The 26,567-nt window shown below is 72.6% G+C and carries 22 protein-coding genes and 1 riboswitch; of the genes, 8 read left to right on the forward strand and 14 right to left on the reverse strand.

All coding sequences use genetic code 11. The features are described from left to right. The first annotated feature begins 115 nt into the window (after positions 1-115). Both M1R94_RS20630 and M1R94_RS01560 read left to right on the forward strand, forming a co-directional pair. A complete protein-coding gene (locus M1R94_RS20630; protein WP_249379901.1) occupies positions 116-598 on the forward strand; it encodes a DUF4190 domain-containing protein in 483 nt (160 codons plus the stop codon). Positions 599-623: 25 nt separating this feature from the next. After that, on the forward strand, positions 624-1,886 hold the full coding sequence (locus M1R94_RS01560) for a hypothetical protein (protein ID WP_249379902.1): 1,263 nt from the start codon (positions 624-626) through the stop codon (positions 1,884-1,886). Here the strand turns inward: M1R94_RS01560 and M1R94_RS01565 are convergent. The 7 genes from M1R94_RS01565 to M1R94_RS01595 all read right to left on the reverse strand — a co-directional run bounded on the left by M1R94_RS01565 (position 1,836) and on the right by M1R94_RS01595 (position 10,279). Further along, on the reverse strand, positions 1,836-3,950 hold the full coding sequence (locus tag M1R94_RS01565; RefSeq protein ID WP_249379903.1) for a glycosyl hydrolase: 2,115 nt from the start codon (positions 3,948-3,950) through the stop codon (positions 1,836-1,838). The two genes, M1R94_RS01560 and M1R94_RS01565, sit on opposite strands and share 51 nt — an antisense overlap. Then, entirely contained in the window at positions 3,947-4,711 is a 765-nt protein-coding gene (locus M1R94_RS01570) for an HlyD family secretion protein (protein ID WP_249379904.1), read from the reverse strand. The genes M1R94_RS01565 and M1R94_RS01570 overlap by 4 nt, the downstream gene beginning before the upstream one ends. Beyond that, positions 4,708-6,306, reverse strand: coding sequence for a glycosyltransferase family 2 protein (locus tag M1R94_RS01575; RefSeq protein WP_249379905.1), 1,599 nt, complete (start codon positions 6,304-6,306; stop codon positions 4,708-4,710). The genes M1R94_RS01570 and M1R94_RS01575 overlap by 4 nt, the downstream gene beginning before the upstream one ends. A 475-nt stretch (positions 6,307-6,781) precedes the next feature. Then, positions 6,782-7,705, reverse strand: coding sequence for an LLM class F420-dependent oxidoreductase (locus tag M1R94_RS01580; protein WP_249379906.1), 924 nt, complete (start codon positions 7,703-7,705; stop codon positions 6,782-6,784). Positions 7,706-7,727: 22 nt separating this feature from the next. After that, on the reverse strand, positions 7,728-8,177 hold the full coding sequence (locus M1R94_RS01585) for an arsenate reductase ArsC (RefSeq protein ID WP_249379907.1): 450 nt from the start codon (positions 8,175-8,177) through the stop codon (positions 7,728-7,730). Then, a complete protein-coding gene (gene arsB / locus M1R94_RS01590; RefSeq protein ID WP_374109417.1) occupies positions 8,174-9,277 on the reverse strand; it encodes an ACR3 family arsenite efflux transporter in 1,104 nt (367 codons plus the stop codon). The genes M1R94_RS01585 and arsB overlap by 4 nt, the downstream gene beginning before the upstream one ends. A 66-nt stretch (positions 9,278-9,343) precedes the next feature. Continuing rightward, positions 9,344-10,279 carry an Fpg/Nei family DNA glycosylase gene (locus tag M1R94_RS01595; protein WP_249379908.1) on the reverse strand — a complete coding sequence of 312 codons (936 nt, stop codon included), beginning with the start codon at positions 10,277-10,279 and terminating at the stop codon, positions 9,344-9,346. A 116-nt stretch (positions 10,280-10,395) separates the two neighbouring features. Continuing rightward, a riboswitch (SAM riboswitch) is annotated at positions 10,396-10,505 on the forward strand. Between the two features lie 208 nt (positions 10,506-10,713). Between M1R94_RS01595 and M1R94_RS01600 the strand changes: the two genes are divergently transcribed. The 4 genes from M1R94_RS01600 (at position 10,714) to M1R94_RS01615 (ending at position 14,998) form a co-directional block, all read left to right on the forward strand. Continuing rightward, on the forward strand, positions 10,714-11,745 hold the full coding sequence (locus M1R94_RS01600; protein WP_249379909.1) for a methionine ABC transporter ATP-binding protein: 1,032 nt from the start codon (positions 10,714-10,716) through the stop codon (positions 11,743-11,745). Continuing rightward, complete coding sequence (locus M1R94_RS01605; RefSeq protein WP_249379910.1) at positions 11,742-12,491, forward strand: methionine ABC transporter permease; 750 nt, start codon at positions 11,742-11,744, stop codon at positions 12,489-12,491. The genes M1R94_RS01600 and M1R94_RS01605 overlap by 4 nt, the downstream gene beginning before the upstream one ends. Positions 12,492-12,568: 77 nt before the next feature. Beyond that, positions 12,569-13,513: a MetQ/NlpA family ABC transporter substrate-binding protein gene (locus M1R94_RS01610; protein WP_249379911.1), complete on the forward strand. Its 945-nt coding sequence runs from the start codon at positions 12,569-12,571 to the stop codon at positions 13,511-13,513. Positions 13,514-13,543: 30 nt separating this feature from the next. Continuing rightward, positions 13,544-14,998, forward strand: a complete 1,455-nt coding sequence (locus M1R94_RS01615) for an LLM class flavin-dependent oxidoreductase (RefSeq protein ID WP_249379912.1) — start codon at positions 13,544-13,546, stop codon at positions 14,996-14,998. A gap of 46 nt (positions 14,999-15,044) precedes the next feature. Here M1R94_RS01615 and M1R94_RS20635 read toward each other — a convergent pair whose 3' ends face one another. After that, complete coding sequence (locus M1R94_RS20635) at positions 15,045-16,430, reverse strand: cytochrome P450 (RefSeq protein ID WP_249379913.1); 1,386 nt, start codon at positions 16,428-16,430, stop codon at positions 15,045-15,047. A gap of 126 nt (positions 16,431-16,556) precedes the next feature. On the opposite strand from M1R94_RS20635, the gene M1R94_RS01625 reads away from it, so the two are divergent. After that, positions 16,557-17,096, forward strand: a complete 540-nt coding sequence (locus tag M1R94_RS01625) for a pyridoxamine 5'-phosphate oxidase family protein (RefSeq protein WP_249379914.1) — start codon at positions 16,557-16,559, stop codon at positions 17,094-17,096. Here M1R94_RS01625 and M1R94_RS01630 read toward each other — a convergent pair. Then, a complete protein-coding gene (locus M1R94_RS01630; protein WP_249379915.1) occupies positions 17,059-17,670 on the reverse strand; it encodes a DinB family protein in 612 nt (203 codons plus the stop codon). The genes M1R94_RS01625 and M1R94_RS01630 overlap by 38 nt on opposite strands. 75 nt (positions 17,671-17,745) lie before the next feature. Between M1R94_RS01630 and M1R94_RS01635 the strand changes: the two genes are divergently transcribed. Continuing rightward, positions 17,746-18,576: an aldo/keto reductase gene (locus M1R94_RS01635; RefSeq protein WP_249379916.1), complete on the forward strand. Its 831-nt coding sequence runs from the start codon at positions 17,746-17,748 to the stop codon at positions 18,574-18,576. Between the two features lie 24 nt (positions 18,577-18,600). Here the strand turns inward: M1R94_RS01635 and M1R94_RS01640 are convergent, their stop codons facing one another. The 5 genes from M1R94_RS01640 to M1R94_RS20640 all read right to left on the reverse strand — a co-directional run bounded on the left by M1R94_RS01640 (position 18,601) and on the right by M1R94_RS20640 (position 26,503). Then, a complete protein-coding gene (locus M1R94_RS01640) occupies positions 18,601-19,092 on the reverse strand; it encodes a YbjN domain-containing protein (RefSeq protein WP_249379917.1) in 492 nt (163 codons plus the stop codon). Further along, entirely contained in the window at positions 19,089-22,238 is a 3,150-nt protein-coding gene (locus tag M1R94_RS01645; RefSeq protein ID WP_249379918.1) for an eCIS core domain-containing protein, read from the reverse strand. Before M1R94_RS01645 ends, M1R94_RS01640 begins: the two co-directional genes overlap by 4 nt. A gap of 92 nt (positions 22,239-22,330) precedes the next feature. Further along, positions 22,331-24,262, reverse strand: coding sequence for an ATP-binding protein (locus M1R94_RS01650; protein ID WP_249379919.1), 1,932 nt, complete (start codon positions 24,260-24,262; stop codon positions 22,331-22,333). Between the two features lie 133 nt (positions 24,263-24,395). Then, the gene (locus tag M1R94_RS01655) at positions 24,396-25,100 is read right to left on the reverse strand and encodes a response regulator (RefSeq protein ID WP_249379920.1); all 705 of its coding nucleotides are present in this window, start codon (positions 25,098-25,100) and stop codon (positions 24,396-24,398) included. Beyond that, complete coding sequence (locus M1R94_RS20640; RefSeq protein WP_249379921.1) at positions 25,097-26,503, reverse strand: sensor histidine kinase; 1,407 nt, start codon at positions 26,501-26,503, stop codon at positions 25,097-25,099. The genes M1R94_RS01655 and M1R94_RS20640 overlap by 4 nt, the downstream gene beginning before the upstream one ends. Between the last annotated feature and the right edge of the window lie 64 nt (positions 26,504-26,567).

The raw sequence follows: 26,567 nt of genomic DNA on the forward strand, positions 1-26,567 counted from the left end.
GCTCCTCGCCGGTGGGGCCGTCCCTGCCGTCCGCCGGCAGCCCTCACGCGAGGAGGCCCAGCGGCACCCTAGCGATCCCTGACCCGCGCCACGCCGTTGTGGGATGCTCAGGAGCGTGAGCCAGAACACGCCCGACCCGTCCGACCCGTACGCACCGCAGCCGCCGCCGGCGCAGGGCTACTCCACGCCGGGCTACCCGCCTGCGCAGGGCTACGCGCCCTCGCAGGACCACCCGCAGGCGCAGGGCTACCCCGCGCAGGCGTACCCGCCCGCCCCGGGGTACCCCGCGTACCAGGGCTACCAGGGCGTTCCTCCCCAGCCGTCGAGCACGATGGCGATGGTCTCGCTGATCTCCTCGATCGCCGGGCTGACGCTGCTGCCGTTCATCGGGTCGATCGTCGGTGTCATCACCGGCCACCTCGCCCGTCGCGAGATCGCCCGCACCGGCATGGAGGGGGCGGGGCTGGCCACGGCCGGGCTGGTCGTCGGCTACGTCGGGATCGGGCTGGTCGTGGCCGTCGGCCTGTTCTTCGTGCTCGTCTTCGGTGCCGTCTTCGGGACGATCGCGACCGTGGGGACCACGACCGGCGGCTTCTGACCGGGTCGAGGCCGGCAGCGGTCCCGTGCGCATCTCGCACCGGCTCGCCCTGGTGGCGGGCTTCCTCGCCGTGCACGGCTGGCTGACGTGGCTCGGCACCGTGGCGGTACCGGGCGAGGCGTTCCACGACGTCGACCTCTACCGCTCGTGGGCACGTCAGGGCCTCGATCACGGGTGGTGGCCCGTGCTGGACACCCCGTGGGTGTACCCGGCGGGCGCCGTGGTCGTGGTGCTGCTCCCTGGCCTGGTCGCGAGCACGCCCCTGGGGTACGCCCTGGTCTGGTGCGCGCTGGTCACCGCGGTCGACGCGGCGGTCGTGGTCCTGCTGGTGCGCACGGGTCGCCCCGCGGCAGCCTGGTGGTGGCTGGGGTTCCTCGTCCTGCTCGGACCGGTCGCCGTCGGGCGGCTCGACGCGGTGGTCGTCCCGCTGATGATCGTCGCCCTGCTGCACGCGCGCACCCGACCCCGGTGGGCCGCCGCCCTGCTGACCGCGGGCGCGTGGGTCAAGGTCGCGCCGGGCGCGCTGATGCTGCCCCTGGTCGTCGCTGCCCGCCGGCCGGTCCGTGACGTGGTGCTCCCCGCGGCCGTGGTGTGCGCCGTGGTGGTCGCAGCGGTGACGGCGGGTGGCGGGCTGAGCCGCATCGCGACCTTCCTGACCACGCAGCAGGGACGTGGCCTGCAGATCGAGGCGGTCGGCGCGACCCCGTGGATGGTCGCGGCAGGCGCCGGCGACCCGCACGTCACCGTGGCCCTCGACCCCGCCCTGGTGACGTACCAGGTGACGGGGCCGGGGACCGCGCTCACGGCACTGGTGCTCGACGTCGTGCTGGTCGGCTCGGTGCTCACGGTGGCTCTCACCCTGGCCGTGGCACGACGGCGCGGCCGGGCCCTGGACGTCCTGCTCCCCGGCGCGCTGACCCTGCTGGCCGTGCTGGTCGTGGCGAACAAGGTCGGTTCACCACAGCTGGTCGGCTGGCTCGCCGCACCCGTGGTGGTGATGCTCCACCGGACGCACGACGACCCGCCGGTCGCTGCGGACCGGCGGGTCGTGGCCGTGCTCGTGCTGGGCGCGGCGGGCCTGACCCAGGTGCTGTTCCCCTGGGGCTACCCGTCGCTCCTCGCGGGCGACCCGTGGGCCACCGGCGTGCTGGTGGTGCGCAACCTCATGCTCGTCGTGGTGCTGGGCTGCGCGGTGCGCCTGCTGCGCACGGCCTCGGCCCCGCTCCCCGGGCCCCGCTCACCCGACCCCACCGTGGGACGCGATCCACGCGAGCAGGTAGGCCCGTGAGTTCCCGTCGTCGATCGACTCGTCCGAGAGCTGCTGCGCACCCTCCCACGCGTCGCGTGCGTCCTGCTCGCCCGCGAGGGCCTGGTACATCAGCAGGTAGTCGCCGAACTGCACCTCGAACCCGTCGGGCGCAGCCTCGGCGACCGAGGCACGGATGCGCTCGGGCTCGATGGCCAGGTAGTCCGCGAACGGACCCATCGGGATCAGCAGGATCCCGAGCATCGCGCTGGGCTCACCGCTGAACCAGGTGGCCCAGTCCCGCTTGGCCCCCCAGTTGAGGGCGACGATGGTCGGCCCGAAGCCCTCGTACACCGGGTCCTCGAGGTCGAGATCGGTCCAGTACACGATGGCCGCGGCCTCGGTGGACATCAACCAGGACGCCTGGTCGACCAGGGCGTCCTGGCCGGTGGCCTGCGCCCACAGGCCCAGACCGTTCCAGGCGTTGACCGCCTCCGAGCTCGACTCCTGGTTGTTGCCGTCGGCGAAGGGCGAGGTGCCCGAGGCCCACGAGTGCCCGGCGTAGACGTCGAAGTTCCGCAGCCGCGGCAACCACTCGGTCGCGGTGACGGCCGCGATGTCCTGGGCCAGCAGGTCCATCACCGGCGCCAGGTCGGCCGCCAGCGCGGGGTCGTCGGCCGCCATCATGCCCGCGGCGGCCAGGTGGTAGCCGTAGTGGAAGTGGTGGTCGTTGAACTCCTCGGACCCGAAGGACGGGGTCAGTCCCACCACCCCGCGGGCGTCCGGGTCGTAGGTGAAGCACCGGTGGTCGCGCTCGGCGCAGCCCTGCGGCTCGGTCCACTCCCGCAGCACGTCGGTGAGCTCGGTGCGGAGCCCTGCGACCACCTCGTCGGCCCCGAGCTGCTCGCCCAGGGTGACCAGGGTCGCGGCCCGGTAGAGCCACTTCCCGCCGAAGTAGGTGTCGGAGGGGAAGTCGACCGTCGCGGCGACGTCCGCCCGGACCTGCTCGACGAGCACCTCACGCTGGGCGTCGGGCACCGCGTCGAGGTCCAGGGTCCGCACGGGTTCCAGGAGCGGCGCCCACGAGACCAGCTCGGAGCCGGCGCACACCTGCAGCGTGCCGTACACGCTCGCGTAGGTGCCCAGGTCGCACGCCGAGCGGTCGGGCTGCTCGCCGTTGCGGTGGTGCGGCATGGCCACGTGCACGGTGGGCTCACCCTGGGCCGTGCGGTAGCCGATCGTGGTGCGGGCGACACCGTCGCCGACCCCGTAGCTCGTCTCGGTCCCGGTGACCGGGTCGGCCGCGGCACGGGCGAGGGCCTCCTGTGCGGCCGACGACGCGTCGTCGGGCAGCGGGTACCAGGTGGCGTGCTCCCCGGCGGCCAGGCTCAGACCGCCGTCGTCCTCGAAGGCCCCCTCGGGGGCCACCACGGACCAGGTGCGCCCGGCGACCTCGGCGGTCCCGGTGGCGGTGCCTGCCACGACGCCCGCGCCGGGCTCGAAGGTGACGTCGACGGCGACCACCAGGGCGGTGTCCGCGGTGAGGCTCACGAAGGGCGAGCCCTGCGCGAGCACCGCCCGCCCGAGCAGGCTGTCGTCGGCGTCGAGCAGGTGCAGGGTCACGCTCGCGTCGTCGTAGGCACCGACCAGCACCCTGTCGGCCCCGGCGTCGACCGTGACCGCCGGGAGGTGCGGGCCGACGATGGCCCGCTCGCTCGTGTCGGGAACGGGCAGCCCGAGCGAGAAGCCGGACCCGGTCATCGCGACCGACAGCGGGCGGGGGAACACCGGCTGCGGCTCCTCGCCGAACACCAGCCCGCTGAACCAGCGGTTGGTGGGTGGCACGAGGCCCTCGGCCAGCCGTACCGGCTCGATGGTCCCCGCCGCGCTGTGGTGCACGCCGTCGACCAGCGCCTCGACGTCCACCTCGGGAAGGGTCGCGTCGGGCGGGCCCGAACCGGTCGCGGTGACGGCTACCGACCCGGTCGAGGTCCCCGCGACGGTGGTGTCGTCAGCAGCCGGCCCGCGGCCCATGATCACCGCCACGACGACGGCGACCACGACGAGGGCTGCGAGCGCCCCGATCAGCAGGGGCCCGCGCCTCAAGGCATCACCTCGGCCAGGTACTGGCCCACCGAGTCGTTGGCGACGCTCAGGTAGCCCTGCACCGCCTGGGCGACGTCGTTGACGAAACCGTCGTTCTCGAGCTGCAGCCGGACCGTCACCGGGGTGCCGTCGGCCACCAGGCGGTCGGCCGTGCCGTCGGTGAGCTCGTCGGAGCGCACGGTCGCCACGATCCACACGTGCCCGTTGGAGTCGGTCACGGCCACGCCGGTGACCGTGCCCTGGATCTCCCGCTGGTCGGGAAGGACGATCGTCGCCTCGGCGTCCTCACCCAGCCGCGCGTACTGCTGGGGCGTGAGCTCGTACTCGGCCTCGACGAAGAAGGTCCCCGACCGCTGCACGGTCGCGACCTGCGTGGACTCGGCGACGAAGCCGCCGGCCGACCCGCCCAGCCCCGTCACGGTGCCGGGGCCGGTGGCCCGCACCACGAGGAAGCCGTTCTCGTCGATCGAGGACTCCACGGTGCGTGCGGGCACCGCGTTCTGGGAGATGTCGCGCTGCAGGTTCGCCGAGTCGATCAGGAACATCGGGTCACCGTCGGCAACCGTGTCGCCGACCTCGACGAGCTGGTCGACGACCATCCCGGCGTAGGCGTTGCCCACGGTGTAGGACTCCGCGGAGATCTGGGCCGAGGTGCTCTCGACCCGTCCGCGGGACTCGCTCAGGTGGACGGTGGCCAGCGTGGCGGCGGCGACGACCGCCACCAGGCCGGTGAGGAGTCGGAATCGGTTGCCCCAGGTCATGACGTACCTCCGGTCGGGAGAAGCTCAGGGATGTCGTCGCTCTGGTCCTGCAGGTGGCGCGCTGCTGAGCGCTCCCGGTTCGAGCGACGCGAGGCCGCATGCTCACGGAGGGCCGTGACCATGAAGGCTCCGAGGATCAGGGTGTTGGTGATGTTCCAGGCCAGGGCGAGGGTGATCGCCCCGGCGTCGAGGTCGCGCCAGGCGCCGACCAGCGACGTCAGCAGCAGGAACACGAAGACGAGGACCTGCGGGAGGATGAAGTTGAACGGCGAGGCCGTCCCGGTGCGGCTCCCGGTGACGTGCCACCGCTGCTCACGGCGCAGCAGCGCGTTGACCAGGGCCCGGACGTAGATCGGGAAGGACACCGCCGCGAGCATCAGGACCTCCCAGCGGAAGGACCCGAGCGTGTAGAACGCGACGGCGATCTGCAGCACGTAGAAGCCCGCGTAGTAGAGCACCCAGGTGACCGGCGAGATCTGCAGGTCGATGGGTGTCAGCCCGAAGTAGATGTTCAGCGGCGGCACCGCGAGCAGCAGCAGCGGGGCGATCCCGGTCAGGTAGTGGGTGGCGGTCACCGAGTACTGGAGTCGCTGGTCGACCGTCAGGGTGCGCTTCCGTGACAGCGGGTGGTGGGTGAACATGATCTCGAACCCACCGGTCGCCCACCGCTGCTGCTGCTTGGTGTACGCCTCGATGGTCTCGGGGGTGTCGCCCACGGCCAGCGTCTTGGGGATGTACACCGACCGCCAGCCCTTCTCGTGGAGCAGCAGCGAGGTCCAGACGTCCTCCGACTTGGAGTCGGTGTACATCCCCCCGATGTCGGCGATCGCGCTGCGGCGGAAGATCACGTTCGTGCCGACGCTGAAGGCCGCGTTGAAGCGGTTCCTGCCCGGCTGGATGTAGCGGTAGAAGACCGCCTGCATGTACCCCGCACCGCGGGAGATGAGGTTGTGGGTGTTGCCGTAGGTCTGCGGCGTCTGCACGAAGGCGACGTCCTGCGAGGCGAAGAACGGCAGGGTCTCGAACAGGAAGTCGGGCTCGGGCACGAAGTCCGCGTCGAGGATGACGAAGTACTCGCCGGTGGCGATGCTCAGCGCGTGGTTGATGTTCCCGGCCTTGGCGCCGTTGCTGGACAGCCGGCGCAGGTAGCGGGCACCGAGCTCGTCGGCGAGGTCGCGGACCTCGTCGGAGCGTCCGTCGTCGAGCACCCAGGTCAGGTGCTCGCCCTCCATCGCGACGGCGGCTGCCACGGTGCGGCGGATGGTGCCGAGGTCCTCGCCGTAGGTCGTGATGAAGACGTCGACGCTCACCGGCAGGTCGTCCAGGTGCACGGGCCAGGTCTCGGGTGGGCCCTGGGGCTCCTGACGCAGACCGGTGGGGTCGTAGAGCCGGTCCTGCGCGTGGTGGAAGGTGAAGCCGCGGGGGTCGTGCCCGCTCGACAGCACGGTCCACATGGCCAGCAGCGCGTGGACCACGAGGATCGTCTCGGCCACGATCACCAGGGCGTAGGGCAGCCAGTCGCCGCGGTTGGTGGGGTTGAGCAGGAAGATTCCGTAGACGATGACGCCGGCGCTCGCGAGGAGCACCAGCAGCATGAGCGACGGGCTCTGGGCCGCCTCGTTCTCGCTGCGGGGCGCCTCACGCGGACCGTCGCGCCCTGGCCGGACGGGCGGCGTCTGTCCGCTGGAGCGGGTCGGGACCCCTCTGCGGGGTCGGGCGGTCCTGGATTCGGGCAGGGGGCGTTCATGGGTCGACGTGACCACGCGGATCTCCCTGTGTGGGGGGCTCAGGGTGCTCGGACGCGACCACCGGGGGGAGTGGTACGTCGCGAGGATCGACAGCGTCATCGGCGCCGGGAGAACGGGTGACGCACCGGGGGGATCAAGCGGGGGAAAAGGGTGCGAACCCGTGCAGACACCACGACGCTAACAGCCCTCGGCGCATCTCGCGTGTCCGGTTTGTGAACGTTCGGAGTGTTCGCCCTGCCCGCGCGGGACCCTCAGGGGTGCGCGCCGGCACCCCTGAGGGTCCCGCGGGACGCGGTCGCGACCGGGTTGCTGCGGTGGTCGATCAGGGGAGGTGGGGGGCCACCTCGGCGGCGATGAGCTCGAGCTGGTCGATGTCCGTCAGGTCGAGCAGCTGGAGGTAGACACGGGTCGTCCCGTGCTCGGCGAGCTCGCCCAGCCGGTCCACGAGCTGGGCCGGGCTGCCCGCCAGGCCGTCCGCGCGCAGCTGCTCGGGGTCCCGTCCGATCGCCGCAGCCCGACGCTCGACCTCGGCGTCGTCGCGGCCGCAGCCGATGACCATCGCGACCGAGTAGACGAGGTCGTCGGCAGGGCGCCCGGCCTCCTCGCAGGCCGTCCGGACCCGCGCGAACTGGGCCGGAACTTCACCCGCTGCCGGGAAGCCGAGGTTGAACTCGGTGGCGTAGCGCGCGGCCAGGGCCGGCGTCCGGCGCGGTCCGTGGCCTCCGACGATCACCGGGACACGGGCCTGGGTGGGCTTGGGCAGGGCGGGCGAGTCGGTGATCGTGTAGTGCTCACCCTGGTGGCTGAAGGTCTGGCCGACCGGCGTCTGCCACAGGCCGGTGATCACCTCGAGCTGTTCGGCGAGCAAGCCGAACCGGCGGTCGGGGAAGGGGATGCCGTACGCCGCGTGCTCGGCGGCGAACCACCCGGCACCCAGGCCCAGCTCGACCCGGCCGCCGGACATCTGGTCGACCTGGGCGACCTGGATGGCCAGCACCCCGGGCGGGCGGAAGGTCACCGAGGACACCAGCGTGCCGAGCCGAATCCGGCTGGTCTCGCGGGCGAGCCCGGCGAGGGTGGTCCAGGCGTCGGTCGGGCCCGGCAGGCCGTCGCCGTCACCCATCACCAGGTAGTGGTCGGAGCGGAAGAAGGCGTCGTAGCCGAGGTCCTCGGTGGCTCGGGCCACCCGGAGGAGGTCGTCGTAGCTCGCGCCCTGCTGGGGTTCGGTGAAGACTCGAAGATCCATGTCCCCACCCTGCCACGAGGACTCAGGGGACGGCGGGCACGCCGAGCTCGTCGAGGAGGGCCAGCACGCGGGTGCGGATCTCGTCACGGATGGGCCGCACGGCCTCGATGCCCTGGCCGGCCGGGTCGGCCAGGGCCCAGTCCTCGTAGCGCTTGCCTGGGAAGATCGGGCAGACGTCCCCGCAGCCCATGGTGATGACCACGTCGGAGTCCTGGACGGCCTGCGTGGTCAGCACCTTGGGGCTCTGGTCGCGCAGGTCGACGCCCAGCTCGAGCATCGCCTGCACGGCGGTGGGGTTGATCTGGTCGGCGGGCATCGAGCCGGCCGAGCGGACCTCGACCGCACCACCGGACAGGTGGGTCAGGAAGCCCGCGGCCATCTGCGAGCGCCCCGCGTTGTGCACGCACACGAACAGCACGCTCGGGCGAGGGTCCGGAGACCCGGAGGTGGTGGGGTTCTGCGTGTCGGTCATGGTGCACTCCTCAGGGTGGGGGCGGGGGCGGGCAGGGGCTGCCCGCCGGGGGCGGTCGGGTCATCCGCGTACCAGCGGCGCGCGGCCCACAGGCTCACGTAGACCATCCCGACCAGGACGGGGACCTCGATGAGAGGGCCGACGACACCCGCGAGCGCCTGACCCGAGGCCACTCCGAAGGTGCCGATGGCCACGGCGATCGCGAGCTCGAAGTTGTTGCCCGCGGCCGTGAAGGCCAGCGTGGTCGACCGGGCGTAGCCCAGGTGCAACGCACGGCCCAGGGCCATGCCGCCGACCCACATCGTGACGAAGTAGACGAGCAGCGGCAGGGCGATCCGGGCCACGTCCCACGGGTTGGCGGCGATCGCGTCGCCCTGGAGGGCGAAGAGCAGGACGATCGTGAACAGCAGGCCGTAGAGCGCCCAGGGGGAGACGGCGGGAAGGAAGCGCCCCTCGTACCAGGCCCTGCCGCGGATCCGCTCGCCCCACCACCGTGAGGCGAAGCCGGCGAGCAGCGGCACCCCGAGGAAGACCAGCACGTTGAGCGCGATCTGCCCCACGCCGACCTCGAGCCCCGCGGTGTCCAGCCCCAACCATCCGGGCAGGACGGTCAGGTAGAACCAGCCGAGCCCGGCGAAGGCGACGACTTGGAAGACCGAGTTGATGGCCACCAGCACGGCTGCGGCCTCGCGGTCACCGCAGGCGAGGTCGTTCCAGATGATCACCATCGCGATGCAGCGGGCGAGGCCCACGATGATCAGCCCGGTCCGGTACTCGGGGAGGTCGGGCAGGAAGGTCCAGGCCAGGACGAACATCAGGGCTGGTCCGACCACCCAGTTGAGCAGCAGGGAGGAGACCAGCAGCGTCCGGTCCCCGGCGACCGCGCCGATCTTGTCGTAGCGGACCTTGGCCAGGACGGGGTACATCATGACCAGCAGCCCCAGGGCGATCGGCAACGAGATGCCACCCACCTCGAGGGCCTCGAGCACGCCGCCCAGCGCGGGGACGAAGCGCCCCAGTCCCAGCCCGGCGACCATCGCCAGCCCGATCCACAGCGGCAGGGCACGGTCGAGGGCAGAGAGGCGGGGTGGGTTGCTCACCCGTATATATTGATGACTTTCGATGTACGAGGCAAACCGGACCCGGTGAACACTGGGTGAACAGGCTCAGGCCTGGCAGGTCGGGCACCAGTAGAGGGTGCGCCCGGCCAGGTCAGCCACTGCGACGGGGGTGCCGCACACCAGGCAGGGCTGCCCGCCCCGGCCGTAGACCGCGTGCCGCACCGCACGGTCGCCCAGGGCCTCGCGCCGGCCCTCCTCGTCCAGGTCCGTCCGGGTGATCATGACCCCGGTCCGCACACCGTCCTCGAGCAGCACGACCCAGTCCTCCCAGAGCCGCCGCGCGATCTCGGGCGGGACGGCCGTCCCCGGCGTGCGAGGTGAGAGCCGCGCCCGGAAGAGCATCTCGGCCCGGTAGATGTTGCCGATCCCGCTGACCACCCCTTGGTCCATCAGCAGCTGACCCACCGCGGTGCGTCGCGTGGTGAGCCGACGGACGAACTCCTCCCGCGCCTGAGGTCCGTGGTCGACCCGCGGGTCGGGTCCGGCTCTGCCGACCACGGTCGCGACCTCCTGCGGGGTGAGCACCTCGCACGCCGTCGGGCCCCGCAGGTCTGCGACGCTGGCCGCGGTCAGCAGCCGGACCCGCACCTGACCCACCGGCGGCGGCGGGAACTCGGGGCCCGTCGCACCGTCGGGCAGGACCCGTTCGCCCTCGCCCATCCGCACGGCCCGCTGCACGCGCGGCGCCCCCATCGAGGAGATGGCGGCACCCCCGGGCGTGAGCGGCGAGACCTGCCCGGCGAAGTCCCATGCCCCGTACAGCCCCAGGTGCACCCGCAGGGTCAGCACCTGGTGGGTCTCGCGCTCGAAGTCGACGAAGAGCTGCTTGCCCACCGCGCTCGCACGGGTCATCAGCGCGCCGTCGAGCAGGGCGGCCCCTGCGGCGAAGCGGCCCTGCGGAGAGCTCACCGAGACGCGCTCACCGACCATGTCGGCACTCAGCTGCAGGGCGATGCGGTGGACGGTATGACCCTCGGGCACGCGCCGAGGGTACGCGAGGACGACGCGCCGCGATCGGGGACGGCCCGCGGCCCGACCTGAGTCCACAGAGTGGACACTCTTGACACACCATCTGAGACGACCTAGTTTCCTCACCAGGTCATGAGTGCCAGTGACAAGCCCCGGCTCGCTGGTCGGCAACCCTCCTCGTCGTGGGGTGCTCCGGGTGAGGACCAGACCCGTGCGATCGCCCGGGTAAGGACGACCAAGGGGAACCACCGTGCGAATGTGCAGCTGTCTCGACCACACCGCGTGACCCCTGGCGCCCTGAGCGCCCGTCCCGGATCCCCGCTGCACCCTCGCTGACCTGCTGCCCCGACGCAGGCGCCCCGCCGGGAGATCCGCTCCGCCCGCACCACCCGACGTCCGCCGTGGCCCGTGCGCCACCGGATCTCGCCCGCCTCCGGAGCACCCCCATGATCCAGCTGCGCCAGCTCACCAAGACCTACGGCGAGGGCCCGCACCGCACCACGGTGCTCGACCACCTCGACCTGACCGTCGACGACCGCGAGATCGCCGCGGTCGTCGGCCCCAGCGGTGCCGGCAAGTCGACCCTCGCCGCCTGCGTGACCCTGCTCGAGCCCCCGACGTCGGGCAGCGTCGTCGTCGGGGGACGCGAGCTCTCGAGCCTCGGCGAGCGCGACCTGCGCGACGCCCGCCGCCAGATCGGGACCGTCTTCCAGTCCGACGGCCTCCTGTCGCGGCGCACCGCGGCCCAGAACGTCGAGCTGCCCCTGCGCTACCTCGGTGTGACCCCCGCGGACCGCCGGCGCCGCGTCGCCGAGCTCCTCGACCGCGTCGGCCTGAGCACCAGGGCCGACCACTACCCGCACCAGCTCTCGGGCGGGCAGCGCCAGCGTGTCGGCATCGCCCGCGCCCTGGCCCTGCGACCCCGGGTGCTGCTGGCCGACGAGGCGACCTCGGGCCTGGACCCCGAGGCGACCGCCTCGGTCGTGCGGCTGCTGCGCGACCTGCGCGACGACCTGGGCCTGTCGATCCTCTTCATCACCCACGAGATGGAGACGGTGCTCGACCTCGCCGACTCGGCCGCACGCCTCGACCACGGGCGGATCGTCGAGCAGGGCCGGGTGGTCGACCTCCTGCGCGACCCGTCCTCGAGCCTGGGCCGCGCGCTGCTGCCGCGCCGGGCGCACGCCGCGAGCGCACCCGGCACCACCTGGAGCGTCAGCTACGCGGGCGCCGACGTCCCACCGGACTGGCTCGCCCGGGTCGGCACGGTCCTGGGGGTCGACCTCGCCCTGCTCGGCGCCTCGATCGGCGCGGTCGACGGGCACACGGTGGGGCACGCGACCGTCGCCGTCCCCGCCTCGACCGACCCGGACGCGCTGGTCCGGGCGCTCGCCGGGCTCGGGCTGCACGCCCGGCGCACCGATGCGGCGCACCCGCCCGTCCGACGCGTCGACGCCGTGCTGGAGCCCGTCGCATGAGCGTCCTGGCAGGCGCGGCCCTCACGGGCGGCACCCCACTCGGGCACATCCCGGCGCTCGTCATCCCGGCCCTGGGGCAGACGCTCCTCATGGTCGGCATCGTCATGGTCGTCGTGGTGCTGGTCGGCACGCCCCTGGGGGTCCTGCTGCACAACCTGGCGCCCGGCGGGCTCGTCGAGCGCCCTGGGTTGCACCAGGTGCTCGGGTGGACCGTCAGCGTGGGCCGGTCGCTGCCCTTCCTCATCCTCATGGCCGCCCTGGTCCCGGTCACCCGCGTCCTCACCGGGACCAACATCGGGATCGCCGCGGCCGTGGTCCCCATGTCGCTCGCGGGCATCGCGTTCTTCGCACGGATCGTGGAGAACTCGCTCCGGTCGGTGCCGCCCTCGCACGTGCGGGTGGCCAAGGCCTCCGGGGCGTCACCGCTGCAGATCGTCACCAGCGTCCAGCTCTCCGAGGCGCTGCCCTCGATCCTGGGCGGCCTGACCATCAACGTGATCGCGATGATCGAGTACTCGGCCATCGCGGGCACCATCGGCGCCGGTGGCATCGGCTACGTCGCCGTGACCTACGGCTACCAGCGGTTCGACCACGCCGTGATGCTCGCGACCATCCTCGTGCTGATCACCCTGGTGGCCCTCGTGCAGCTCACCGGTGACACAGCCGTGCGCACCGCGACCCCGCACGCGCGTCGCAGCCGTCGAATGCGCCGCCCGTCCGCGGAGAGCACCACCCTCCCCGCCTGACGGCACCCCTCCCCCGCACACCACGGCCGACGCCGGCCGTCCTCCCTTCCTCGACCCTGCCCGCAAGGAGACCTGCCATGAGCACCACCGACACGACCACTCCCGATCTCGACACCGACCCGTCCGGTGACGGCCCGGACCCCACCGGCCACGGCTTCGAGCTGCGCCGCACGCGACGCTGGCCGTGGGTCGTGGGAGGTGCGGTGCTCGTCGTGGCGGTGACCGCCGCGATCGTCGTCCCCCGTCTGGGGGGCGCAGCGACCGCCAACTCGACCCCGGGCGCGACCCTGTACGTCGCGACGGCCGAGGGCAACGCCCGTGAGCAGGCCCTGATCGAGTACGTCGCCGCGGAGATCGCCCCCGACCACGGCATCACCGTCGCGTTCCGGGGACTCTCCGACAGCAACACCATCAACCGCGCCGTCAACGACGGCGAGGTCGCCGGGACCATCTACCAGCACGAGCTGTGGCTCGGGCAGGTGCTCCAGGCCAACCCCGACTTCCGTGAGACCGCCGCGACGCCGGTGTTCCGCTGGGGCTTCGGGCTGTGGTCCTCGCAGTGGGACACCGTCGAGGAGATCCCCGACGGCGCGACCATCTCGCTGTACTCCGACCCGGCCAACGAGGCGCAGGGCCTGTGGGTGCTCGAGCGCGCCGGGCTCATCACCCTGGCCGACGGCGTCGACAGGTGGACCGCGACGCAGGCCGACATCGCCGAGAACCCCAAGAACCTGGAGTTCGTGCTGCTGGACTTCGGTGCGCAGTCCCGGGCCCTGCCCGACCTCGACGGCGCGGTCGGCTACACCGAGTACTACGTCTCGGCCAAGGTGCCGACCGAGTGGCAGATCTTCGCCCCGCCGGCCCCCGACGAGTTCGCGAGCCAGCTGACCGTGGGCACCGAGTGGATCGACGAGCCCAACATCCAGGCGCTGATCGCCGCCTTCCAGGACCCCCGCGTCCAGGAGTACCTGGCCACCGACCCCGCCGTGCAGGGGGTGCTGCTTCCGCTGGACGCCCGCTGACCGAGCACCTCACGACCCCAAGGAGCACCCATGAGCAAGCGCATCGTCCTCAACGCCTTCGACATGACCTGCGTGACCCACCAGGCCGCCGGCACCTGGCGACACCCCGACAGCCAGGCCTGGAGCTACAACACCCTCGAGTACTGGACCGAGCTCGCGCAGCTGCTCGAGCGCGGCAGGTTCGACTCCCTGTTCATCGCGGACGTCGTCGGCGTGTACGACGTGTACCGGGGCACGGTCGCCGGCTCGCTGACCGACGCCGTGCAGGTGCCGGTCAACGACCCGTTCCTCCAGGTGCCCGCGATGGCCGCGGTCACCGAGCACCTCGGGTTCGGGATCACCAGCGCCCTCACGTACGAGCAGCCCTACGCGCTGGCCCGCAAGTTCTCGACCCTCGACCACCTCACCCGGGGGCGCGTGGCGTGGAACGTCGTGACCGGGTACCTCAACAGCGCGGCGATCAACCTCGGCTTCGACCGCCAGATGGGTCACGACGAGCGCTACGACCTGGCCGACGAGTTCCTCGACGTCACCTACAAGCTGTGGGAGGGAAGCTGGGACGACGACGCCGTGGTCCGCGACAAGGAGTCGGGTGTCTTCACCGACCCGACGAAGGTGCACCCCATCGGGCACAAGGGCGAGTTCTACAGCGTGCCGGGCATCCACCTGTCCGAGCCGAGCCCGCAGCGCACCCCGGTCATCTTCCAGGCGGGGGCCTCACCCCGCGGACGGGCGTTCGCGGCCAAGCACGGCGAGGGCGTGTTCATCAGCCCGGGCACGATCGCCCAGGCCCGCGCGACGGCCGACGACATCCGCGACCGTGCCGAGGCGCTCGGCCGGACCCGCGACTCGGTCAAGATCTTCGCGCTCATCACCGTGATCACAGCTGCGACCGACGAGGAGGCCCAGGCCAAGTTCGAGGACTACCTGCGGTACGCGAACCCCGAGGGCGCGCTCTCGCTCTACGGCGGGTGGACCGGTGTCGACTTCTCGCAGTACGACCCCGACCAGCCCCTGGTCGAGGTCGAGAACGACTCCCTGCGCTCGGCCCTGCAGATGCTCACGACGATCGACCCGGACCGGGCGTGGACCCCGCTCGACATCGTCAACAAGCGCAGCATCGGCGGCCTGGGCCCGGTGCTCGTCGGCTCCGCGCAGACCGTGGCGGACGAGCTCGAGCGGTGGGTCGACGAGGGCGACATCGACGGCTTCAACTTCGCCTACGCGATCACGCCGGGCACCTTCGAGGACCTCGTCGAGCACGTCGTCCCCGAGCTCCAGAAGCGCGGGCGCGCGCGGACCGAGTACGACGGCGAGACGCTCCGCGAGAACCTGTTCGGCGCGGGCCGGGTCTTCGCCGAGGACACCCACCCGGCACGCCAGTACCACGGGGCGTTCACCGGCGGGGCGAGCGCCGCCGACGGGACGAAGGAGTCGAAGATCTCCGACCACCTCGCGGCGACGCCCGTCACGGTCGAGGTCTGACCGGTACCGGCGCCTCCCCGGTCTGCCCGGCCCACGCCTCGACCCCTCACACCCTCGCGGGTGTCGCACGCACCTGGAACCGCAGCGTGAAGGGGTCGAGGCTGCCGGGCAGCTCACGAGGGTCGAGCCGGTCGGGCTGCTCGAGGCGCATCTGGGGCCCGGACACCAGGTGCGCCAGGATCGTGCTGGTCACGTGGAGCACGAAGTTCCGGCCCGCGCACTCGGCCGGTCCGGCGCTGAACGGGACGAGCGGCCAGTCCTTCGCCGTCCGCTCGGAGAGCCACAGCTCGGGGGCGAAGTGGTGGGCCTCGGGCAGGTTGAGCTCGTCCCGGTGGAAGTACGGCGCGTAGGTGAGGATCGACGTCGATGCCGGCATCGTGGCGCCGTCCCACACCGTGGGTGCGGTCGACTCGCGCAGCAGCGCGGGCGTCGTGGGCCACAGGCGCAGTGACTCCAGGATGCAGGCCCGCAGGAAGGGCAGGTCCTGCGGGGTGCTCAGGTCACGACCGGCGACCTCCTGCTGAGCGCGGGCCAGACCCTCGGGGTGGGCGTGCAGCAGGGCCAGTGCGCGATAGCTCGCCCACGAGCCGGCGTCGAAGGCGAACATCCACTGCGGCACCTGCTCGACGGGGTGCGTGGCCTGGGTGGTCGGGGCGTGCGCCCAGGACGCCGCCAGGCTGCCGGGGGTCGCGCGTTCGAGGTGAGCCTCGAGCCGGTGCAGGAACTGCGCACGCAGGGCCGTGCGCTGTGGGTGCAGGAAGGCCCAGTTCGCGGTCGCCCGGAGCGTCGTGAGCTGGTCGGTCAGCTCGACGTCGTCCCGCGCGCCGTCACCCAGGACGACGCGGCGCACGACCCGCTGGTAGGTGGTCGCGTACTCGTCCCAGGTCAGCAGGTGGCGGGTGGACGCCGTGGTGAGGAGGTCCTGCAGCTCCTGACTGATCGCCCCGACCATGACGTCGGCGCTGCGGTGCACCGCGTGCGGCGAGTCGAGCACCTCCTCGTTGAACCGGCGCCGGTCGGCGCGCTCGGCCCCCTGGGAGATGAGCACGCCGTGCGGCTGGAAGTGCGAGAGCGCCGCGACCTTCTCCTGGGTCGCCGGGGTGAACGGGTCAGGGGACTCGGCGAGCACCCGGTGCACGTGGTCCGGGTCGAGGAGCACGACCATCCTGCGTACCGGCAGGCGCAACCGCAGGGGCCCGTGCCCGTACTTGATCCGCATGCGCTGCAGCAGCTTCACCGCCCGCTTGTCGGCGTCGACGACCTCGGCCAGCCGGGTCATCGGCGGGCGGCGGACGATCACGCCGCGCGCGAGCATCGGCGCGATGACCCAACCGGCGATGCGCACCGTGTCCAGGAGGTTGGCCTGCGGCAGCTCGGTGGTCGGTGCGAGGGCTGCGGTGGGGCTCTGGGCCGGGGGGCCTGTGGTGCGCACGGGCGTCCTCCTGCGTCGGGGTGCGGCGGGCGTCCCTCCCAGCATGCGGCCCCGGTGTGGCCGGCGCATCTGCGCAGACCCGGCCCTCCCCGATGACTTGTTCCCCTCGCACAGGTCACCACCTGCATGACCACGACCACTGAGCCTGCCGAACCGTCGACCGAGCTGGACCCGCAGTACTCCTCGCCCGGCGCGACCGCCACACCCTGGGCGACGGCGCGCGACCGGCTGCGGTCCGCCGGGACCTACGTGCTGGGCACGGTGCGCCCGGACGGCCGACCGCACGCGACGACGGTCATCGCGGTCTGGCACGACGACGCCCTGTGGTTCTGCACCGGCCCGCACGAGCGCAAGGCCCGCAACCTCGCGGACAACCCGCACTGCGTGCTGAGCACCGGGACCGGCAACGACCTGCACGAGGGGCTGGACCTGGTCGTCGAAGGTGGTGCCGAGCAGGTGCGGGACGGGTCGGTGCTGCGACACGTGGTCGACGCGTACGTCGAGAAGTACGGCGAGCAGTGGCGTTTCGTCGTCGACGACGGCGAGCTCCGGCACGGTGAGGGGCATCGCGGCCTCGTGTTCCGCGTCGCACCCCGCACGGTGTTCGGCTTCGCCAAGGGCGAGCCGTTCAGCCAGACCCGCTGGAGGTTCCCGGCCGGACGGTGAGCCCGGCGGCCCGGCGTGCCTCGGCGTCGATCCGCGCGCAGTGCGCGGCCCACTCCTGCTCGGTCCGGGACGTCAGGTTCGCGTCGTCCGCGCCGTTGCCCGCGGACCGGTCGATGAGCTCCCTCACGATGTCCGCGTGACCCGCGTGCCGGGCCGTCTCGACGCACACGTGCACGAGGACCTGGTGCAGCGTGACGTGCCGACGCTCTCCCCACCAGGGCACGTCACCGGGGGCGTCGAGGCCCAGTGCCTCGATCGTCGCGTCGCTGTGCTCGGCGCTGAGCCGGTGCAGGGCGACCACCCGCTCACGTGTCTCCGCCGCGGGGACCCACAGGTCGGCATCGGGCTCGGCGTCGCCGGCGAACCAGGGCAGGTCCACGGCGGCGGGCCGCCCGAAGACCTCGCCCAGGTACCCGATCTCGACGCTCGCCACGTGCTTGACCAGCCCGAGCAGGTTGGTGCCCGTAGGGGTCATGGGGCGGCGCACGTCGTACTCGTCGAGCCCGTCGAGCTTGGCCAGCAGATCGGCGCGCAGACGGCGCAGGTAGCGGTGCAGGGTGGCCTTGTCGTCCATGCGACCGAGCCTCCCACCGCCGTCCGACACCCCGGTCAACAGGCGCGTACGGCGGCGACGCGGTCGAATGGGGACATGACCACCGTCCCGAACATCACCCTGAACCACGGCGTCGAGATCCCCCAGCTGGGGTTCGGCGTCTTCCAGATCGACCCGGCGCAGACCAAGGACGCCGTCCTGCAGGCCTTCGAGGTCGGCTACCGCCACATCGACACGGCCCAGATGTACGGCAACGAGCAGGGCGTGGGCGAGGCCTTCGCCGAGTCCGGCCTGGACCGCGGCGACGTCTTCATCACCAGCAAGCTCAACAACAACGCCCACGACCCGGAGGTCGCGGCCGAGGCCTTCGACCGGACGCTGGAGACCCTCGGGCTCGAGCACGTCGACCTGTTCCTCATCCACTGGCCGCTCCCCACGGTGGGCAGCTTCGTGGAGACCTGGGCGGCGATGGAGGACTTCTACCGGTCCGGTCGCGCCAAGTCGATCGGCGTCTCCAACTTCCAGCCCCACCACCTGCGTCGCCTGTTCGCGGAGTCCTCGATCCGGCCCGCGGTCAACCAGGTCGAGGTGCACCCCTACCTCACGCAGGACGAGGTCCGCGCCTTCGACACCGAGCACCAGATCGCCACCGAGGCGTGGAGCCCGCTGGCCAAGGGCCTGGTCCTGGAGGACCCGACGATCGTGCGGATCGCCGAGTCCCTGGACCGCACCCCCGCCCAGGTCACCCTGCGCTGGCACCTGCAGCGCGGCGACATCGTCTTCCCCAAGTCGGTGACCCGCTCCCGGATGGAGGAGAACTTCGACATCTTCGACTTCGAGCTGAGCGGCGCGAACCTGACGGACATCACCGCCCTGAACCGGGACGAGCGCACCGGGCCCGACCCGGACACCTTCGACCGCGTCTGACCCGGCGCGGGGTGCGGTGCGCGGTCAGCGGGCGTCGATCTCGTCCGACAGCTCCTGCAGGGGCGCTGTCCGCGCCGCCACCGCACCGGTCCGGGCGTCAAGCGTCCCGGAGACCACGTCGTGGATCACCGTGACGTACCGGGACCCGGCCCGCTCGACGGTCTCGAGCGCCGCTCGCAGCAGCTCGGCCAGGTCCTCGCTGCCGGGCTCGTGCTCGCCGAGCACGACGCCGAACCGGGCAGCCACCGACCCGGTGGCCAGGTCGAGCTCGAGGGACGCGTCGAGCAGGTCCGCGGTGGCGCGCACCACGAGCTCCGAGACCGCGGCGAGCCGGTCCGCGGGAACCGCGTGCGGGTGCACCACGTAGAAGGTCACCGCGCGCGCCGTCGGCCGCACGACGGCCAGCACCTTCTCGACGCTCGCCGAGGAGACGTCGATCGTGGACAGGTCGGGGTCGAGCCGGACGCTGCGGCCGGCGGCCACCAGGGCCCGCGCGACGTCGTCGAGGAAGGTCATGCACCCACCCCTGCCGACATCGCCGAGGCCGTCAGCTTCTCCCGGAGCGCCTCACGGAGGAACTCGGTCCACTCGGGGGAGTTGCGGCGCGGGGTGCGCCTGAGCTCGACCTCGATGGCCTCGACCGTCAGGGCGGTGACGAACTCCCTGATCGCCGGAGGTCCCGCCTGGTCCTTGAGGTGGGAGTCGCCGACCGCGCACACGACACCCACCGGGAGGGTCTCGGCGGCACCGAGAGCGGCCGTCTTCTCAGCGAGCCTGCCGCGCTTCTTCGACGAGAGCATCTGCCCGATGCTCCACACCAGCCCACGGTCGGCCGTCGTGTTGTCGCCGAGCTTGCCCGCCTTGGCCTGCGCGTTGCGCTGGTCCGCGAGCGTCGTGGACTCGGTCCAGGCCTTCTTCAAGCCGCCGAGCAGACCGAGCGCCGGGGCGGCCTTGGACGTGAAGTCGTCGTAGACCGTCTGCGGGTCGGCGCTCGTGCCCATCCCCGCCAGGACGACCTCGCGGATCGTCGCCAGCAGGCCGTCGTTGCTGGTCTGCTCCATCTCGTCACCGAGCCCCTTCGGGTCGGACCTCATCGCCGTGGGGTCGAAGGCCTTGACCGGCTTCGGCCGGATCTGCTTGACGTAGTCCGGGGTGATGGGCTTGCCGTTGATCCGGTAGCCGGCGAGGAACATGAGCGCGGTCTTGTCGCCCGCCGCGCCCTTGAGGATGATCCCGTCGACCGCCATCTTCGGGTGACGGCGCAGCTCGTCCTCCGCGCCCCCCTCGACGTGCAGGACGGCGGACTCCTTCTCGGCCTTCTTGGCCATGGTGACCAGGACCTTGTCGGCGATGTAGTGCGCGATCGAGTGGAGGTTGTCCACGACGGCGGTCGCCGCCTTGATCGCTGCCGGGATCCCGAACCCACCCGCGGAGGCGACCTGGGCCACCGAGGTGCTGAAGCCGAGGACGCTCACACCGAGCGACCAGCACGCCTGCTCGAGGTGCTTGGTGTACACCTGCGACACCTTCATCAGCGGGTACACCATGACGTCGACCTTCTTGGCCGACTCGGTACGGGCCTCGAACAACGTCAGGTCGGTCTCACGCTGGCGCATGCCCGCGGTCGCGACGTCCACGACACCACGCACCATGGCGAGGGCAGAGGAGGCGATGTCGAGACCGGGGACCACGGACTTGACCCCGGCGGTGACGCTGCCGTCGATGAGCTTGGCCAGGTCGGCGGCACTCTTGGCCGACGCCACCAGCCCGTCGAGCCCCGCCGCACCCGACTTGGCGGCCTCGAGACCCTTGTAGGGGTCCTTGGTCTCCCACGAGGCCTTCGCGGACCTGACCATCTGGAACGCCGACGCCACCGCGTCCTTGAGCCCTCCGAGGATGCCCGTCACCTGGCCGATGCCCTGCTTGGCCAGGGTGGCGTCCGACTCGGGCAGCTCCTGGTCCGTCCAGTCCCGCTGGCCGGTTGTCCGCTGCTTGTGGGCCCGCGACCCTGCGGTGATCGTCGCGCCCACTCCCTGGTCGACGACGTCGGGGAGGCCCGAGCCGGGCTCCTTGTCCTTGACCACGCCCTTCTGCTCGCGCAGCGTCTTGTCCTGGGAGCCGCCCACGAAGCCCGCGAGACCACCCCCGACCACGTTGGCACCTGCCGACCCCTTGTCGAGGTAGCCCCCGACCTTCGTGACGGTGGCCTCCGCCGTGGACGGGCTGCTCTTCTCCTGGGGGGCGCCCCGCTGGTCCTCGGGCAGCAGCGCGAGCGACGCCGTGATCGACTCCTCGTCGCGGGCCTTCTGCGTGTTGCGGGCGAGGACCCTGCCCTCCGCCTTGCCCCAGGCCGCGAGGTCGACCGGACCGTCCTTGGGCGGGAACCCGGCGAGCACCTTGGGTGCCATGGCCTTGCGGACGGCCGTCCAGGCCTCCTCCTGCGCGAGGGCCGGCGACGCCTTCGGGCTCTTCGCGAGGATGTCGTCACGGTGGGTGACCATCCGCTCGTAGGCGCTCTCGACGGCGCTCGGCAGCATCGACACCGCGAGGGTCGCCGCGTCCACCTCGGCCGCGGTCGTGCCGGCCGCGGCGCCCGAGCGGGTGTGCCGGACCTGGCTGACGAGGCGGTCGGCGACGGTCTTGCGGGCCGGGGCGACCGAGGTCAGGTCCGCGTACTCGGTCTCCCAGACCTGGGCGTACGCCTTCTCGGCGCGTTCCTCGTCGGTCCTGCTCGTCGGGTCCTTGGCGGACTCGTCGAAGACCTCCTGCTCCCGCAGGAGCGCCATCTCGAACCGCTTGGTGAGATCGGTGGTCTTCTTCCCCACCTCGGGCGACGGGACCTCGCCGCCCGCGCCGTAGAGCTGCGCCGTCAGGCCGGCCCGGCCCGCATCTCCCGCGATGCGGGCGTCCTTGCGCTCGGCCAGCTGGGTCTGCACGGTGACCTTGCCCTGCTTGGCCCGGGCGGCGCGCTCGTCCTCCTCGCGCTTCTTCCTCGCCTTCTCGGTCTTCTCCTCGGGCGTGCTCGTCGACCACGGCCAGCGCCGGACGCCACCGGGCTCGGTGAGCACGTGGGCGATCTCGTGCGCGAGCACCTTCTCCCCCTGCGGGGTGTCCGGTGCGAAGCGGCCGGCACCGAAGAAGATGTCGCTGCCGGTCGCGAAGGCCTCGGCACCCATCGCGGCGCTCAGCCGTGCGGCGTCCGGCCCGGCGTGCACCCGGACGTGCCCCAGGCCGCGACCGAACCCGGTCTCCATCCGCTGACGCACGGCGCCGGGCAGGGGCGTCCCCGCGCTGCGGGCTCCCTCGACCTGGCCGGCGGTCGACGCGTCGAGGACCCCGCCGGCAGCGCCGATGGTCGCGGCCGGCGCGGGTGCGGACGCCACGGATCGACGCAGGTGCCCGCAGCCGGGGTCGTGCGCGTGCTTGTCGGCGCCGTCCGTCGAGTCGTCAGCGGTGGACCGGCGCAGCCGCTCGAGCGCGACGTCGGCCATGAGGTCCGCAGCCTGCTCGGCCGGGTCGTGGGCCGAACCCACCGTGAGGCCGGCCACGACCGCGGGTGACGCGGGTCCGCCGGTGACGGAGGTCGCTGCCACCGGGGCTGCGCCCTCCGGGGCGGCGTGCGCGGTCGCGGGGACGGGGACACGGGCGTCGTGACTGCTCACACTGACCTCCGGAGAACCGGCTACGGGTCCGGGCACAGCGCCCTGGCCACCTTCAGCGTGCCGTGGACCTCGGTGCGGGGCATCGGTAGCCGCTACGCAGGTTCGTCGGCGGTCCAGCGTGCGTCACCCGTCCGGCGGCCGAGCTTGGCCATCTCCCGGACGGTCGCGGCCCGCGCGTCACGCATGCCCACCAGGCGCCGTTCGGCGACGGCGTCGTACGCGGCCGCGAGGACGATGTTGCGGATGTCACCTCCGGCGACCTCGAGCGACCCGGCCAGGAAGTCCACGTCCATGGGGTCGTCCGGGTCGGTGCCCGGGAGCTGGTCGAGGTGGTGCTGCCACAGCTTGCGGCGGGTCGCCTCGTCGGGGTCGGGGAAGTGCACCATGAAGTGCAGCCGACGGGCGAAGGCCGGGTCGAGGTTGCCCCGCAGGTTGGTCGCCAGCACGGTGATGCCCTCCGAGGCCTCCATGCGCTGGAGCAGGTAGGAGACCTCCTGGTTGGCGTAGCGGTCGCGGGAGTCGCTCACCGACGAACGGCTGCCGAACAACGCGTCGGCCTCGTCGAAGAACAGCACCGCGTTGAGCGCCTCGGCCTGGGTGAAGATCCGTTCGAGGTTCTTCTCGGTCTCGCCGATGTACTTGTCCACGACGCTCGACAGGTCCACCTGGAACAGGTCCATGCCCAGCGCGTCCGCCACCACGTGCGCCGCGAGCGTCTTGCCGGTGCCCGGGCTCCCCGAGAACAGGGCGGCGATGCCCGTGCCCTTGCCGCCCTTGCCCTGCAGCTCACCGAGCGCCATCACCTCGTCACGGTCCCGCGCCCAGCCGATCAGCCGCTCGACCTCCCGCCGGGTGCGCACCGGGAGCACGAGGTCGTCGAGGCTCGCGGGAGCGCCCGAGGTCCGCACGCGCTGGCTGCTGGTGCCGCCCATCCGGCGGGCCGCGAGCCGCACGTCGTCGGAGGTCGCCTCCCGTCCGGCCCGTCGGGCGTCCGCCACGGCCCGGCGGCCCACCGTCGTGATCTCCTCGGGAGTGAGGCGCAGGGTCAGCACGTCCCGGGTGGTGGCCTGCTCGCCGACCACCCGGCGCCACTGGGCGGCACGCTCGTCCTGCCGCGGACGGGCGGCCACCACGGCGGGCGGCAGCCGGACCGCCCAGTGCGGGTCCCACGCCGACCGCCCCACGGCCACGACCGGGACGGCCGCGTCGAGCCCACCCAGGTGGTCGGCCGCGAGGTGCGCCCCGGCGAGCACGAGCACCGCACCGCTGAGCCCCGCCTCGAGCACCAGCGCCCGCACGGTCCGCCGGACCAGTGCCGGGTCCGGGCCGAGCCCGGGCTGGACGGGCAGCCGCTCCAGGTCCCCGACGACGCACGTCACCTCGACCTCCCGGCAGGCCGCGACCGCGAGCGCGGTGCCCGCGGTGCCCACCGGTGAGTGGACCCAGACCAGGGGTTCACCGGCGGTCAGCGCGGAGGCGACCTCGCGGAAGCCGTCGAGGTCCAGCGGCTCGGCCTCGCGCAGCACGCCGACGACGTCCCGCGAGGCCACCGACGAGCCGAGCAGCCGACTGACGACCCTGTCCGGCAGCCGCAGCCGACGCGCGAGGAGCACGTCGTCCCCCTCGAGGGTCAGCAGTCCGCGCCCGACCAGCGGACCGTCCGACCCGACGCCCTCGCGCACGGCGGGGTCCACCACGGACGCCCCGGCCAGCTCGAGGGCCAGGGCCACCGTCGGCCGGGCAGGGGCCTGGTCACCCGAGAGCAGGCCGCACAGCAGGTGCCCTGCCGGGTGCAGCTCGGCGAGCAGCGCGACCAGCAGCACCCGCTCGTCGACCGGGGTGAGTCCGAACAGCCCGCCGACGGTGGCGAGGTGCTCGAGCACCGGTGCGGTCGGGTCGTCGGTCACGATCACGTCGAGCGCGGCGACGGCCCGGTCGCGGGCGTCCCAGCCCGTGCGACGGTCCACCGCGGCTCTCAGGGCCTCGACCAGGTCCGCTGGCGGCCGGCCGGGAGGCTGCGTCATGCCCGTACCCTCGCGCCTCGATCAGGTGCCCGTCGAGGGTGCGGGGGGAAGTCCGGTAGCGATTACCGAGGAGGCCGAGAGGCTGGCACCACGGCTGGCGGCCATCGACCGGACGAACACCGGTCCGTTCGCTTCAGACCTGGGTCCTGCGAGTCCGTGGCGGAGGGTTGCCGCTCCCCGCCAGCCCGAGCTCGTAGGCCATGATCACGACCTGCACGCGGTCCCGCGCCCCGAGCTTGGCGAACACGTTGCCCACGTGGGTCTTGACCGTGGTCTCCGAGACCCCCAGCTCGGCCGCGATCTCGGAGTTCGACCCACCACCCGCGATGAGGCGCAGGACGTCGAGCTCGCGCGGCGTGAGCGTGCTCAGGCGGGGGTCAGCGCCGTCGTCGGCCACGCCGTCACCGGTGGTCGGCAGGTGGGGCGCGAAGAGGTCGAGCATGCGGCGCAGCACCCGTGGCGCGACGACCGCAGTGCCCCCGGCGACGGTGCGGATCGCGTCCAGGAGCTCGTCGGGGCGGGCCGACTTCAGCAGGAAGCCGCTCGCTCCGGCGCGCAGCGCGGCGAACGCGAGGTCGTCGACGTCGAACGTCGTGAGCACCAGCACGCGCGAGTTGGGATGGGTCGCGACGATGCGACGGGTCGCCTCGATGCCGTCCATGCCGGGCATGCGGATGTCCATGAGGACGACGTCGGGTGCGAGCGCGGTCACCTGGTCGAGCGCGACCCGACCGTCGGCGGCCTCGCCCACCACCTCGAGGTCCGGCTCGGACTCGATCACCAGCCGGAAGCCGACACGCAGCAGCGCCTGGTCGTCCACGAGGAGCACCGTGGTCATGGTCGTCCTCCGTGCTCGTCGGTCCACGGCAACACAGCGTGGACGCGCCATCCACCGCCCGGGTGGGGACCGGCCTCGACGTGCCCGCCCAGCAGCGCGGCGCGCTCACGCATGCCGACGATCCCACGCCCGGTCCCGGGCCCTTCGCCGGCTCGGGTGCCGCCGCCGTCGACCACCTCGACCTCGAGCGTCGTCGGCGTGCGACGAACCGCGACCTGCACCGAGGGCGTCCCGGGTGCGTGCCGCAGCACGTTGGTCAGCGCCTCGCCCAGGATGCGCAGCACCGCCAGGCGAAGCGAGGTGTCGTCCGGGAGCGCGGTGTCCAGGCCCGTGACCGTCAGGGGCAGCCCGGCGGCGCCGAAGGGCTCGACCAGGGTCGGCAGGTCGACCTCCGTGGGCTCCCCGCGGCGGCCCGTGCCGTCGTCGTCCGCAGGGCCGAGGGCACCCAGGACGCGCTGCATGTCGATCAGCGCCGACCGACCCGTGCGTGCCACCTGCCGCACCGCGTCCCGCGAGCGGTCCGGCGCTCGCTCGAACGCGGCGTCGGCCCCGTCGGCAAGCGTGACCATGACGGACACGTTGTGGGCGACGACGTCGTGCATCTCGCGGGCGATGTGCGCGCGCTCGGCGGCGCGGGCGAGCGCGGCGCTCTGGTCCCGCTCGCGCTCCAGGGCGCGGTAGCGCTCGACGAGGTCGTGGGCGTGCAGGCGGCGGGCGCGCGCCGCCGACCCCACGGCCACCCCCAGCAGCAGGACGGCGTAGAGCACCAGGAGGGACCCGGTGCGGCGCGCTGCGGCGAACGGCGGCTCCGGGAGGTGCTGCGCGGGCGCCCAGGGCTCCGGGCTGGGCGTGACACCGGACCACGCGATCATCTCGACGAAGGCGATCTGCTCCCACCTCCATGTCGCCGCCGTCAGGACGACCAGCACGACGGCGACCACCGACCAGGTGACGCGCGGTCCGTGCGCCACCGCCACGCTGTACAGCGCGCAGGCCACGCACGCCCCGAGCACACCCTGCACCCCGGCCGCGAGCAGGGACAGCACGAACCCGGCTGTGAGCAGCGCGGTCACCGTCAGCGGCCGCACCCGCCGCAGCAACAGCAGCGCCCCGCCACCGAGCATCCCGGCCAGCCAGGTCCAGATGACCGTGTGCTCGACGCGCGAGTCCTGGGGGTACAGGCCGAGGAACCGGGCGCCGGCCGCTGCCTCCCACGCGAAGATCGACCCGGCCAGACCGACCAGCACGATCAGGACGGCGACGGTGGCGTCCATGATCCAGGGTTGCGCGTTGACCAGTCGTGCGACCGGGCTGCCGCCGCTGACCTGGTCCTCGGTGAGCGAGGGACCGTCCGGTGCGGCAGGCACGCCGCCCGGTGCGGAGGTCGAGCGTCGGATCACCACCGGCCCACTGTCCCATCCCGGTCCGTCGGGGTGTAGCGCCTGGCGGGCTGTCGGTCTCCCGACC

Origin of the sequence: Actinotalea alkalitolerans (assembly GCF_023369855.1) — a bacterium.
Classification (GTDB): Bacteria; Actinomycetota; Actinomycetes; order Actinomycetales; family Cellulomonadaceae; genus Actinotalea.